General features: G+C 68.2%; 10 protein-coding genes. 5 read left to right on the top strand and 5 right to left on the bottom strand.

Translation table 11 applies throughout. The features are described from left to right. Window positions 1-26 precede the first annotated feature (26 nt). On the top strand, window positions 27-1,610 hold the full coding sequence (locus GON01_RS13390) for an aldehyde dehydrogenase (NADP(+)) (protein WP_157027878.1): 1,584 nt from the start codon (window positions 27-29) through the stop codon (window positions 1,608-1,610). Here the strand turns inward: GON01_RS13390 and GON01_RS13385 are convergent. The 3 genes from GON01_RS13385 to GON01_RS13375 are packed head-to-tail and all read right to left on the bottom strand — an operon-like array spanning window position 1,540 to window position 6,562. Beyond that, a complete protein-coding gene (locus GON01_RS13385; protein WP_157027877.1) occupies window positions 1,540-2,946 on the bottom strand; it encodes a peptide MFS transporter in 1,407 nt (468 codons plus the stop codon). The two genes, GON01_RS13390 and GON01_RS13385, sit on opposite strands and share 71 nt — an antisense overlap. A gap of 19 nt (window positions 2,947-2,965) precedes the next feature. After that, on the bottom strand, window positions 2,966-4,747 hold the full coding sequence (locus GON01_RS13380; RefSeq protein WP_408640931.1) for a DUF885 domain-containing protein: 1,782 nt from the start codon (window positions 4,745-4,747) through the stop codon (window positions 2,966-2,968). Between the two features lie 30 nt (window positions 4,748-4,777). Then, entirely contained in the window at window positions 4,778-6,562 is a 1,785-nt protein-coding gene (locus tag GON01_RS13375; protein WP_157027875.1) for a DUF885 domain-containing protein, read from the bottom strand. A gap of 109 nt (window positions 6,563-6,671) precedes the next feature. Here GON01_RS13375 and GON01_RS13370 point away from each other — a divergent pair, with 109 nt between their 5' ends. Then, window positions 6,672-7,694 carry an Ldh family oxidoreductase gene (locus GON01_RS13370; RefSeq protein ID WP_157028245.1) on the top strand — a complete coding sequence of 341 codons (1,023 nt, stop codon included), beginning with the start codon at window positions 6,672-6,674 and terminating at the stop codon, window positions 7,692-7,694. Here GON01_RS13370 and GON01_RS13365 read toward each other — a convergent pair. Both GON01_RS13365 and GON01_RS13360 read right to left on the bottom strand, forming a co-directional pair. Then, window positions 7,691-8,893, bottom strand: coding sequence for a M24 family metallopeptidase (locus tag GON01_RS13365; protein ID WP_157027874.1), 1,203 nt, complete (start codon window positions 8,891-8,893; stop codon window positions 7,691-7,693). The two genes, GON01_RS13370 and GON01_RS13365, sit on opposite strands and share 4 nt — an antisense overlap. Continuing rightward, on the bottom strand, window positions 8,890-10,167 hold the full coding sequence (locus GON01_RS13360; RefSeq protein WP_157027873.1) for an NAD(P)/FAD-dependent oxidoreductase: 1,278 nt from the start codon (window positions 10,165-10,167) through the stop codon (window positions 8,890-8,892). The genes GON01_RS13365 and GON01_RS13360 overlap by 4 nt, the downstream gene beginning before the upstream one ends. Window positions 10,168-10,216: 49 nt before the next feature. Between GON01_RS13360 and GON01_RS13355 the strand changes: the two genes are divergently transcribed. The 3 genes from GON01_RS13355 to GON01_RS13345 are packed head-to-tail and all read left to right on the top strand — an operon-like array spanning window position 10,217 to window position 12,797. Next, a complete protein-coding gene (locus GON01_RS13355; protein ID WP_157027872.1) occupies window positions 10,217-11,140 on the top strand; it encodes a dihydrodipicolinate synthase family protein in 924 nt (307 codons plus the stop codon). Between the two features lie 6 nt (window positions 11,141-11,146). Next, the gene (locus GON01_RS13350) at window positions 11,147-12,145 is read left to right on the top strand and encodes a 4-hydroxyproline epimerase (RefSeq protein WP_157027871.1); all 999 of its coding nucleotides are present in this window, start codon (window positions 11,147-11,149) and stop codon (window positions 12,143-12,145) included. A 7-nt stretch (window positions 12,146-12,152) separates the two neighbouring features. Next, the gene (locus GON01_RS13345; protein ID WP_157027870.1) at window positions 12,153-12,797 is read left to right on the top strand and encodes a GntR family transcriptional regulator; all 645 of its coding nucleotides are present in this window, start codon (window positions 12,153-12,155) and stop codon (window positions 12,795-12,797) included. The last annotated feature ends 10 nt before the right edge of the window (window positions 12,798-12,807 follow it).

Here is a 12,807-nt window from a genome sequence, read left to right as displayed (position 1 = left end):
GCCGTTCCGTCACCGAAAGGCCGCCCATGATCACCGGCTCCATCCTGATCGGCTCCAGCGACATCGAGAGCGACGAGCACTTCGACGCGGTCGACCCCGCGATCGGCGAGGCGATCGCGCCGCGATTCAGCGCGGCCGATGCCGGTCATGTCGAGCAGGCCTGCGTGCTGGCCGATGCTGCCGCTGCGACCTTCGCCGCGACCCAGCCGGAGACTCGCGCCATGTTCCTGGAGGAAATCGCGGACGCGATCCTTGGCATTGGCGACGCGCTGATGGTCCGTGCGATGGCGGAGACCGGCCTGCCGCGCGCGCGCCTGGAGGGCGAGCGCGGCCGCACCGTCGGGCAGCTGCGGATGTTCGCCGAACATGTGCGCGGCGGCGACTGGCTGCATGCGACGATCGACTCCGCGCTTCCGGACCGTGCGCCGTCGGCGCGCCCGGACCTGCGCCGGCGCCATGTCGCGCTCGGCCCTGTCGCGGTGTTCGGGGCAAGCAATTTCCCGCTCGCCTTCTCGGTCGCGGGCGGGGACACGGCATCGGCGCTCGCCGCGGGCTGCCCGGTCGTGGTCAAGGGCCATCCGGCGCATCCGGGCACCGGCGAGCTGGTCGCGCGCGCGATCCGCAGTGCGGTGCAGGCATGCGGGCTGCACGAAGGCGTGTTTTCCTACCTGCCCGGCCCCTCCAACGCGCTCGGCGGCGCGCTGGTCGCCGATCCGCGGATCAAGGCGGTCGGCTTTACCGGCTCGCGCGCCGGCGGACTCGCGCTGATGCAGCTTGCCGCCGCACGGCCGGAGCCGATCCCGGTCTATGCGGAGATGAGCAGCATCAACCCGATCCTGCTGTTCCCGGCCGCGCTCCGTAATCGCGCCGAGACGATCGCGACCGGCTTCGTCGGCTCGCTAACGATGGGGGCCGGCCAGTTCTGTACCAATCCCGGCCTGCTGATCGCGCTCGCCGGACCCGATCTCGACCGCTTCGCGACCGCGGCCGGCGCCGCTCTCCAGGCCACCGCGCCCGGCCAGATGCTGACCGCGGCTATCCATGGCAATTACGAGGCCGGAGTCGAAGCGCTTCTCGGCCACAACGCCGTGCAGTTGATCGCGCGCGGCGCGACCGGCCAGGACGGATGCCAGGCGCGGGCGGCGCTGTTCGCGACCGATGCCGATAATTTCGTCGCCGACTCCGCGCTCGGCCATGAAGTGTTCGGGTCATCGTCGATCATCGTGCGCTGCCGCGACCTGACTCAAGTGGCGGAGGTCGTCGCGGGCCTCGAAGGCCAGCTGACCGCTACGCTGCAGATCGATGCGGAGGACGAGCCAGCGGCGGCCGAATTGCTGCCGCTGCTGGAACGCAAGGCCGGGCGCATCCTCGCCAATGGCTGGCCGACCGGCGTCGAGGTCTGCCACGCGATGGTGCATGGCGGGCCCTATCCCGCCACGTCCGACGGCCGCACCACCTCGGTCGGCACGCTGGCGATCGAGCGCTTCCTGCGCCCGGTCTGCTACCAGAACCTGCCGGCCGGGCTGCTGCCCGCCGCGCTCAAGCCGGACAATCCCTGGAGTCTCGGCCGGTTCGTGGACGGGCAAAACGGCGTTCGATCGGCCGCCTGAGCGCGAGCAGCACGACCAGCCCGGCCACGCCGATCGCGACGTTCATCGCCCAGAAGCCGGTCGGCGTCATCCGCTCGTAAAAGCCGCCAATCCAGCCGATCATGCTGTACGATACGAACAGAGACAGGAACGCGACGCCCATCATCGTCGCATTGACCTGCGGCGGCGCGACGCGCGACACCAGCGCCAGCAATGTCGGCCAGTAATAGAGGAACGACACGCCCAGCAGCAGGTCGTAGGCGACGGGGAAGATCACCGGCACCGGCGGTCCGAACCGGCTGCCGAGCACGAGCAGCAGGTTCGCGACCGTCGCGATCGCAAGGCCGATGACGATTTTCGTCATCTCGCCCGGCTCCCTGCCCCTGGCGGCCTGGCGACGCCAGAAGGCGAGCAGCAGCGGCACGCCCAGCACGCTCGCGATCGGGTCGATCGAAGCGAACCACGGCACCGGGATGCGGAAGCCGGCATAATCCAGCGCTACGGTCCGATCGATCCAGACAAGGGCCATGTTGGCGTTCTGGTAATAGATGATCGAGTGGAAGACGGTCAGCGCGATGACGAGCAGCAGCAGCGCGATCGTCCTCCAATCCTGTGCGCTCAGCTTCTCGTGCGTGTCGCGCGCCCGCTTCTCCACCGCGGGATCGGGCAGATAGCGATAGCCGACGATGTACGTCGCGAGGCCGATCAGCATCAGCGCCCCGGCGGCTGCGAAGCCGGCATGCCAGCCGAACCGCTGCGCGAGGAGCCCGCAGGCGAGCGGCCCCAGGATCGCGCCGATATTGATGCCGGTCGAAAAGATTGCGAACGCGCGCGTCCGCCGCTCGGCCTCGTCGCGTCCGTAGAGCTGGCCGACCTGGGCCGAAATATTCCCTTTCAGGAAGCCGCAGCCGACGATCAGCAGTGCGAGCGCGAGCAGGAACGATCTGCCGAACGCCATCGCGACATGGCCACCGCTCATCATCACCGCGCCCAGCATCACCGCGCGCCTGCGGCCGATGAACCGGTCGGCGATCCAGCCGCCGAGCACCGGCGTGAAATAGACCAGGCCGCTGTAGAGGCCGTAGATCTGCGAGGCGAGCGCCAGCGTCCCCATCGGCCCGAACACGGCTTCCAGCCCGCTCCGAAAAGCGGCGAACCCCGCGACATGCTCGACATGGCCGGGCAGCAGCAGCGCCTGGCTCATGTACAGAACCAGGATCGCCGTCATGCCATAGTAGGAGAAGCGCTCCCACGCTTCGGTCAACACCAGGAAGGTGAGGCCGATCGGCTCGCCGAACAGGCGGCGCTGCCGCCGCTCGTCGGGCGGCAGCGCGGCAGATGCGGCGGCGAGGCTCATCCGGCGGATTTCCCCACGCTCAGGGGGTGCCGAGCACCGGGTCCTTTCCGCCGCTGGCGATGAACCGGTCGAGCTCGGCCTCGAGCACCGGCAGCGGCACCGACCCGAGGTTCAGGAAGGCGTCGTGGAAGGCGCGCTGGTCGAATTTGGGCCCAAGCTCCTTCTCCGCCTTCGCGCGCATCTTCCGAATCGTCAGCTCGCCCAATTTGTAGGCGAGCGCCTGGCCCGGCCAGCTGATGTAGCGGTCCACCTCGGTCTCGATGTCGTGCTGGGCCAAGGCGGAGTGGCTGGCGAGATAGTCGATCGCCTGCTGGCGGGTCCAGCCATAGTGATGGAGGCCGGTATCGATGACCAGCCGGCAGGCGCGCCAGATCTCGAACGAGAGGCGGCCGAAATCCTCATAGGGCGTGCGATAGATGCCCATCTTGGTGCCCAGCCACTCGGTGTACAGGCCCCAGCCCTCGCCATAGCCGGAGAAATAGGTCTCGCGGCGGAAGGCGGGACGGCTCGGCGCTTCCAGCGCGAACGCAGCCTGGAAGCTATGGCCCGGGTTGCACTCGTGCAGCGTCAGCGCCGGAATCTGGTAGAGCGGCCGCGACGGCAGGTCGTAGGTGTTCATCATACAGGCGTCGAGCCCGCCGCGTCCGGACGTGTAGGTGGGCGCGATCTCCGCGGGCACCGGGATGATCGTGAACCGATAGCGCGGCAGGAAGCCGATCGTGTATTTCAGCTGCCCGTCGACGCGCTTGGCGACATAGGCGGAGACGCCGAGCAGCTCGTCCGGCGTCTTCGCGTAGAATTGCGGGTCGGTGCGCAGGAACTTCAGGAACGCGGCCATGTCGCCCTTGAAGCCGGTCTTCGCCTTCACCGCTTCCATCTCGGCCGTGATGCGCGCGACTTCCTTCAGCCCGATCTCGTGGATCTGCTCCGGCGTCAGGTCGGTGGTCGTGTATTCCTTGATCTGCGCCTGGTAGTAGGCCTTGCCGTCGGGCATCGCCTCGGCCGCGATGGTGGTGCGGGTCTTCGGCAGGTATTCTGTGCGGTAGAAGGCCAGCAGCTTCCGATAGGCCGGGACCACCGCCTCCGCGATCACCTGCCGCGCTTCGGCTTGCAGCCTGTCCTGGTCGGCGGCCGGAATCGTCGACGGCATCTTGGCGAACGGCGCGTAGAAAGGGGTCTTCGCCGCGTCGGCATCGATATAGGCGGCGATCGTCGCGTCGCGCCCTTCCAGCGATGCGCGCGGGACGCTGAACCCACGCTTCAGGCCGGCGCGCATGTTGACGATCTGTTCGTCGAAATAGCGCGGGATGTCGCGCATCCGGCCCAGATAGCGCCGATACTCGTCGGCCGACGGATAGGGGTTGCGCGCGCTCAGCCCCGACCAGAATTGGCTGTCGGAGTTGAACGGCATTTCCCAGCCGCGGAACCTGCCGTCGGCGACGAACGCCTCCAGGCTGGTGCGGAACACGGCGGCGTTGATCTGCTCTTCGTGAGAGAGCTGGTCCAGCGGGATCCTGTCCAGCTCGGCCAGCATATTCCGCCAATATTTCTGTCGCGTTTCCTGGCTGGCGGCGTCGACGCGCGGCAGGTGATCGGCCGAGACGGTCGCGGCGCCTTCGCCGGTGTCGCGGGCGAACTCCTTCTGCCGCCACGCCCATTCGGCTTCGTAGAGCGCGCGCAGCCGCGCATCGGCGCTTTGCGCGGCAGGGGCGGATGCGGGCGCGGGTGCGGCTTGGACGCCGGCCGGAACCGGCGCGAAGGCAGCAAGCGCGAGGGCGGAAGTCAGCAAGGGACGAAGGATCAAGATTGGTCTCCGTTCAGGACAGAATGGTCAGGACGTAGCGTCTGATACGAGCGAGGGGTTCGGGTTCTTGCCGCCGCCCGCGATCCATTCGTCGATCACGCGCTCCAGCGTCGGCAGCGGGACCGAGCCGAGACCCAGGATGACGTCATGGAACCAGCGCTGGTCGAAGCCGGCGCCCAGCTTCGCTTCGGCCTCGGCTCGCTTGCGGCGGATCAGCATCTCGCCAAGCTTGTAGGCCAGCGCCTGGCCCGGATCGTTGATGTAGCGATCGACCTCGATCGTCACTTCATGGTCGGACAGCGCCGTGTGTCCGGCGAGATAGTCGATCGCCTGCTGCCGGCTCCAGCCCATGTGATGCAGCCCGGTATCGACCACCAGCCGCGCCGCCCGCCACATCTCGTACGTCTCCCGGCCGAACTCCTCATAGGGCGTCTCGTAGATGGCCATCTTCGTCCCCAGCCACTCCATATAGAGCGCCCAGCCTTCGCCATAGCCTGAGAAATAGGTCGTCTTGCGGATCGCCGGCCGGTTCGGACCTTCCAGCGCCAGCGCCGCCTGGAAGCTGTGGCCGGGCACGCATTCGTGCAACGTCAGCGGCGGGATCGTGTAGAGCGGGCGTGCCGGCAGGTTGTAGGTGTTCATCAGGCAGGATTCGAGCCCGCCATTGCCGCCAGTGCCGAACGGGGCGATCGCCGGCGGCGTCTGCTTGATCGTGAAGCGATAGCGCGGCAGCAGGCCGATCGTGTATTTCAGCTGGCCATAGACCTTGTTGGCCACATAGGCCGATTTGGCGACCAGCTCGTACGGCGTCTTCGCGTAGAATTGCGGGTCGGTCTTCAGATAATTAAGGAAACCCTTGAAGTCGCCGGTCCAGCCCGCCTGCTTCATCGTCGCCTGCATGTCGGCGTCGATCCGCGCGACTTCCTTCAGGCCGATCTGATGGATCTGCTCCGGCGTAAGGTCCAGCGTCGTATATTCCCTGATCTTCGCCCGGTAATAGGCCTTGCCGTCGGGCAGGGACTCCGCCGCCGTCGTCGTGCGCGCGTGCGGGATGTAGTCGTCGCGAACGAAAGCGAGCAGCTTGGCGAAAGCCGGGGCCGCCGCTTCGGCCACCGCGGCACGCCCTTCCGCGATCAGCGCGTCGCGCTCGCCGGCCGGGATGTTCGACGGCATGCTGGCGAACGGCGTGAAGAACGGATTGGCGGAGACGTCGCTTGCGGCGAGCGGCGCGATCGTCTTGTCGCGGCCCTGGATCGCCACCCTGGCGGGAACGAAGCCGCGCTTCTGCCCCGCCTTCATGTTGGCGATCTGCTCGTCGACATAGCGCGGCGTGTCTCTCAGCCTGCCGATATAGGCCCGATACTCGGCCACGGTGCCGAAGCCGCGGTCCGGCGCCATCCAGGTCCAGAAGCCGAACGGGTCCTCATATTCCCGGAACCTGATCCGTGCGACGAACGCTTCCAGCGCGGTGCGGAAGACCTCGGCATTGATCCGTTCCTCCGGCGACAGCTGCTCCGCCGGGATCTTGTCGAGCTCGGCCAGCTTCGCCGACCAATAAGCGAGCCGCCGCTGCTGGCTCGCCGGATCCACGCGCGGCAAATGGTCGCTGACAGCGGCGCCCTCGTCCTCGGGATCTTGGCCCAGCTCGGCCTGCCGCCAGGTCCATTCGGCGTCGTAGAGCGCCTTCAGCCGCGCATCCGCCGATTGCGGGGCTGGTGAAGCGGACGCCGGCTGCTGGGGTGCAGCAATCAGCGGCGCCGCCAATCCGGTCGCCAGCCAGAGGCCTATTGCCGATCGCGCCCGCTTCGTCATCAAGCCCTTCCCTCCACCGCCCCTCGCGCAAGCCTCGGCCACGATATTGCCGATCATATTATACTGTATACAGGTGGCAAGCTTCCAAACCTGTCACACGGGCATGATCATGACTTACGACGAATCGGACATAGCCTTGTCGCTTGAGGAAGTCGCGGCGCTGTCGCGGGCTGCGCTGTCGCGCCTCGGCCTGGCGCCGGCGCATGTGGAGGCGGTGACCGCGACCGTCGTCGCCGGGGAGCGCGACGGCTGTGCCAGCCACGGCATCTATCGGCTGCTCGTCTGCGCCGACACGCTGAAGTCCGGTAAGGTCGCCAGGGACGCGGAGCCGGTGGTCGACGACCGGGCCGGCGGCGTCGTGCGGGTCGATGCGCGTGGCGGCTATGCGCAACTCTCCTTCCAGCGCGGCCTGCCGCTGCTGGTCGAGAAGGCGCGGCGGAACGGGATCGCGGCGCTTGCGATCAACGATTGCGTCCACTTCGCCGCGCTCTGGCCGGAAATCGAGGCGGTGACCGCGGAAGGGCTGGTCGCGCTGGCCTTCACGCCCAGCCATGCCTGGGTCGCGCCGGCGGGCGGGACCCGGCCGCTGCTCGGCACCAACCCGGTCGCGTTCGGTTGGCCCCGGCCGGGCGAGCATCCGTTCGTGTTCGACTTCGCGACCAGCGCCGTCGCGCGCGGCGAGATCGAGCTTCACCGCCGTGCCGGCGAGCCGATTCCCGCCGGCTGGGGCATCGATGCCGAGGGCCGGCCGACCACCGACGCGGCGGCTGCCCTTGACGGCGCGATGCTGACGTTCGGCGGGCACAAGGGATCGGCGCTGTCGGTGATGGTCGAGCTGATCGCGGGCCCGTTGATCGGCGACTTGACCAGCGCCGAGTCGCTGGCGCTCGACGCTGGCGCCAAGGCCTCGCCCATCGGCGGCGAGCTGGTCATCGCGATCGACCCCGCCGGATTCCTGGGCGGCGAGGCCGCGCAGCACATCGCACGCGCCGAGAAGCTGTTCGACGCCATCGTCGGCCAAGGGGCGCGCCTGCCCTCGCAGCGCCGGTTCGAGGCGCGCAAGAGGAGCCTGTCCGAAGGGGTGCGGGTTCCTCGAAAGCTCTACGACGATGTCCGCGCGCTCGTCGATTAGCCGAACGGCGCGTCGATCGCGGGCGACGGCTCGGTGAACCATCTCGGCCCGTCGCCGGTCATGTAGAAATGATCTTCGAGCCGGACGCCGAAGCGGTCCGGCAGCACGATCATCGGCTCGTTCGAAAAGCACATGCCGGCGGCCAGCGGGGTGCGGTCGCCGCGGACCAGATAGGCCGGCTCGTGGATCGACAGGCCAATGCCGTGGCCGGTGCGGTGCGGCAGGCCCGGCAGCCGGTAGTCCGGGCCCAGTCCGGCCCTTTCGAGCACGCGGCGCGCGGCGGCGTCGACGTCCTCGCAGGGCCGGCCGGGTTGCGCCGCATCGAACGCCGCCGCCTGCGCTTCCTTTTCCAGATTCCAGATCCGGCGCTGCTCCGCGTCCGCTTCGCCGAAGACATAGGTGCGGGTGATGTCCGAATGATAGCCCTGGATGGTGCAGCCGGTGTCGATCAGCACGACGTCGCCTTCATGCAATTCGGCATCGCCGGGCAGGCCGTGCGGGAATGCCGTCGAGCGGCCGAACTGGACGATGCAGAAGCTGTTGCCGCCCGGCGCGCCGATCGCGCGATGCGCGTCGTCCAGAAAGCGGGTGACTTCGCTGGCGCGGATGCCCGGACGCAACACGCGCGCGGCGCGGCGGTGGACCTCCAGCGTCATCGACTTGGCCTGTTGCAGTAGCGCAAGCTCGGCCGGCGACTTGTACATCCGGCAGCCGTCGACGATCGGGCTCGCGTCCATGATGTCGAGAGAAGGCGAGGCGCGGCGAATGCGCTCGACGAACAGCAAGGCCATCGACGGATCGATCGCCAGCACCGATGCGCCGAGCTCGCGCAGCGCATCGGCGACAAGCGCGGACGGGCTTTCGTCCTCCTGCCAGAGCCGGATATCCGCGTCGATGACGAGCTCCGCCTGCAGCGTGCCGAGTTCGAACGCGGGCGCGATCACGATCGGCCTGCCGTCGGCCGGCAGCAGCATCGCCACCAGCCGCTCGCTCGCGTCCCAGGATATGCCGGTAAAGTAGCGCAGGCTCGCGCCGGCACCGATCAGCAAGGCGCCCGCGCCGGTCTCCGCCGTCAGCCGGCGGGCTTTTTCGAGCCGAGCCTGGCGCTCTCCGTCGCCGATCGGCGCCGCGGGCCTTGTCCAGGGCCGAATGGCCGCAAGCTCCCGGGCCGCGGTGGACCCGCCTATTCCTTTGGTCATGCGCCTCCTCGAAAACGGTCGATGTCGAACGGGCGGATATCGAAGGGGGTCGTCTTGCCCGCAACCAGCGCCCGAACCGCCTCGGCCGTGGCGGCGGCAAGCGTCAGGCCGAGATGCTGGTGCCCGAACGCGTAGAACAGGTTGCCGGCGCGCCGGCTGCGGCCGATCGCCGGCAGATAGTCGGGCAGGGTCGGCCGCGCGCCCATCCATTCGCGCCCGGGCTGATCGAAGGAGAGGCCGAGCTCTGCGACATGCTTGCGCAGCCGCGCCCATTTGCGCGCGTCGGCGGCGCGGCCGAGGCGCCCGAACTCCACGAAGCTCGCCGCGCGCAGGCCGGACCGGAAGCGCGTGACGATCATCGACCGGTCTTCGAACACAACCGGCGGCGTGCCCATCGGCCAGGCAGTGTCTTGCGACTGGATGTGATAGCCGCGCTCCGCGATCAGCGGCACGCCATGGCCGATCGGCTCCAGCAGCGCGCGCGAGGCCGCCCCGGCCGTGACGACGATCGCCGACGCCTGGTGCCGCGTGCCGCTCGCCTGAAGCGCAACGGCGCGCCCGCCTTCCACCGCGATATGATCGATCCGCGCTTCGACGCGCGCGCCGCCGGCCTTCTTGAAGCCGCCGATCAGCGCCTGCGCCAGCGCGTCCAGGTCCGAAATCTGTCCGGACCCGGAGAAGCGCACTGCACCCGCGATCGGCCCGCGGGTGAGCTTTGCGAGCTCGCTCAGCTCGTCGGGCGTCGCGTCACGGAATGTCGCCCTGCCGGTGTTCGCGGCAGCCCAGCGAGCGCGGCCGGCACGCGCGCTACGGTCGGTTTCCCAAACGATAAAATGGCCATCCTCCAGCAACAGCTCGCGTGCGCTGACCTGCTCCAGCAGGCGTTTCCAGGCGCCCATCGCATCTTCGAGCGCTCCCGTCAGGGCGGCGCAGCCCACGGCGAAGCGCGCGGGGCTTGCCGCCGCCAGCAGCCGCATCGCGAACGGCACCCAGGCGAGGAGGTCGCGCGGCGGCAGCGACAGGGCGCCGCCGCGCCAGAACAGCCGCCCGGGCATCGACCGGATGGCCGCGCGCGAGGCGAGCGGCTCCACCTGCTCGATCGCGATATGGCCGGCATTGCCCCAAGATGCTGCCGGGGAGTCGCTGGGCATGTCGATCAGCGTGGTGGCCATGCCATCGAGCTGCAGACTGAGTGCGGTGGCGAGACCAACGACTCCGCCGCCGATCACCACGGCCGTCGCGGGACCGACGGAAAGACCAAAATCAGTTTGCATGCGCTAGTTCATATCGTATACGATTTTTCGCTTCAACGGGAGGTGGTGAATGACAGCGTCGCGGAAACTGTGGGAAGGCGTTTATCCCGCGGCTACCACTCAGTTCGCGGAAGATATGTCGGTCGATCTGGACGCGACGCAGCGCGTTCAGTCCGCGCTGATCGACGACGGCGTCACTGGACTCATCATTCTCGGCACCTGCGGCGAGAATAACTCGCTCGAGCCGGACGAGAAGCGAACCGTGCTGAGGGGCGCAGTGGAGGCGGCCGCGGGGCGGGTGCCGGTCGTCGCCGGCGTCTCCGAATTCACGACCGCGCGTGCGATCGACTATGCGCGCGACGCGGAAAAACTCGGCGTCGACGCGCTGATGGTGCTGCCGGCGATGGTCTATGTGCCGACGCCCGAGGAGCTGCAGGCGCATTTCCGCGCCGTCGCGAACGCCACCTCGCTGCCTGTCATGCTCTACAACAATCCGCCCGCCTATCGCGTCGGCGTCGATTTCGCGACGCTGGAGGCGCTGTCGGACGTGCCGAACATCGTCTGCATCAAGGAAAGCGCGCCCGATCCACGCCGCTTCACCGACGTCTTCAACCGCTTCGGCGACCGCTACACCGTGATGGCGGGCCTGGACGACGTCGCGCTGGAAGGTCTGTTCCTGGGCGCGAGCGGCTGGGTATCGGGCCTGACCAGCGCCTTCCCGACCGAATCGGTGCGGCTGGTCCAGGCGTTCTACGAGGGCAAGTATGACGAGGCGCTGGCGATCTATCGCTGGTTCATGCCGCTGCTTCACCTGGATTCCGAACATGACCTCGTCCAGTCGATCAAGCTTGCCGAGCAGATCATGGGCCGCGGATCGGAACGGGTGCGCATGCCGCGCATGCCGCTGACGGGCCAGCGCCGCAAGGACGTGATCGCCTGGGTGGAGCAGTGCGCCGCCACCCAGCCGAGCAAGGCCCGCGCCCAGGCCGCCTGACATTTCATGCGACATACCTTCTTCTGCATCGACGGCCATACGGCGGGAAACCCGGTGCGGCTGGTCGCGGGCGGCGCGCCGCTGCTGCGGGGGGATTCGATGGCCGAGCGGCGGCAGGATTTCATCGAGCGGTTCGACTGGATCCGCACCGGCCTTTGCTTCGAGCCGCGGGGCCACGACATGATGTCGGGCGGGTTCCTCTACCCGCCGACACAGGGCGACAGCGACGTCGGCATCCTGTTCATCGAGACCAGCGGCTGCCTGCCGATGTGCGGCCACGGCACGATCGGCATGGTGACGTTCGGGCTGGAGCATGGGCTGATCGCGCCGCGGCAGCCGGGCAAGCTGCGCGTCGAAGTGCCGGCCGGCATCATCGACATCGATTACGGCGTCGAGGGCGAGAAAGTGTCGTGGGTCCGCATCCGCAACGTCCCCGCCTATCTGGCCGCCGAGGGCATTGCGATCGAGGCCCCCGGCTTCGGGCCGCTGACCGTCGACGTTGCCTATGGCGGCAACTATTACGCGATCGTCGAGCCGCAGGGGCCGTACCAGGGGCTCGACGCGTTGAGCGCTTCCCGGATCGTGGAGCTCAGCCGTACGATCCGGGCCCTGGTGCGTCAGGTCTATGAGCCGGTCCACCCGCTCGACGACCGCATCCGCGGGGTCAGCCATGTGCTTTGGGCCGACGCGCCGAAGCACCAGGATGCCGACGGGCGCAACGCGGTCTTCTACGGCGAACGGGCGATCGACCGCAGCCCTTGCGGCACCGGCACTTCGGCGCGGATGGCCCATTTGGCGGCGAAGGGCAGGCTGGCGGTCGGCGATCGTTTCGTCCACGAAAGCTATATCGGCAGCCGGTTCACCGGGCGGGTCGAGGAGGCGACGATGGTGGGCGGCATGCCGGCCATCGTCCCGTCGATCGAGGGGTCGGCCATCGCCACCGGTTTCAACACGATCTGGCTCGATCGCGCTGATAGCTTCTGGACGGGATTTTCGGTGGTATGAGCCGGGCATGAGCCTCGTCATCCGCACCCTGTCCGACCAGCTGGTCGACCTCGTCCGCAACCGCATCCTGTCTGGCGTCGTCTCAAGCGATCACGCGATCCGCCAGGACGCGCTCGCCGCCGAGCTGGGCGTCAGCAAGATCCCGCTGCGCGAAGCGCTCGCGCGGCTGGAGGAAGAAGGGCTGATCCGATCGCAGGCCAATCGCGGCTTCTTCGTCTCTCCAATGAGCGCATCGGAAGCCCGGGAAGTCTATGATCTGCGCCTGACCCTGGAGCCCGAGGCGACGGCCCTGGCCGCCAGACTCGCGACCGAGACGGATCACGCCCATGCGCAGGAGACTTTGGCCTCGCTCTACAGCGTCACCGACGAGCATGGCGAAGGCGTTGGCGCGTTCAATCGCGCTTTCCATCGCGCGCTTTTCCGGCCCTGCGGCAAGCCGATCACGATCAACATTCTCGAGCGGCTGCAGGTGCTTTCAGAACGCTATGTACGGATGCATCTCGAGCCGCTCGGCCGTGACGAGCGCGCCAATGAAGAGCATCAGGAGCTGCTGCAGGCCTGGCTTGCGCGCGACGCCGATCGCGTCGGCGCGCTGGTGCGTGCGCACATCGGCAAGACGATCGAGGACCTGCATCAGCAGCTCGGCGAATAAGAAAGGGAGC

Source organism: Sphingomonas horti, from assembly GCF_009753715.1.
Taxonomy (GTDB): Bacteria; Pseudomonadota; Alphaproteobacteria; order Sphingomonadales; family Sphingomonadaceae; genus Sphingomonas_B; species Sphingomonas_B horti.
This window is presented reverse-complemented; position numbering and strand designations above follow the sequence as displayed.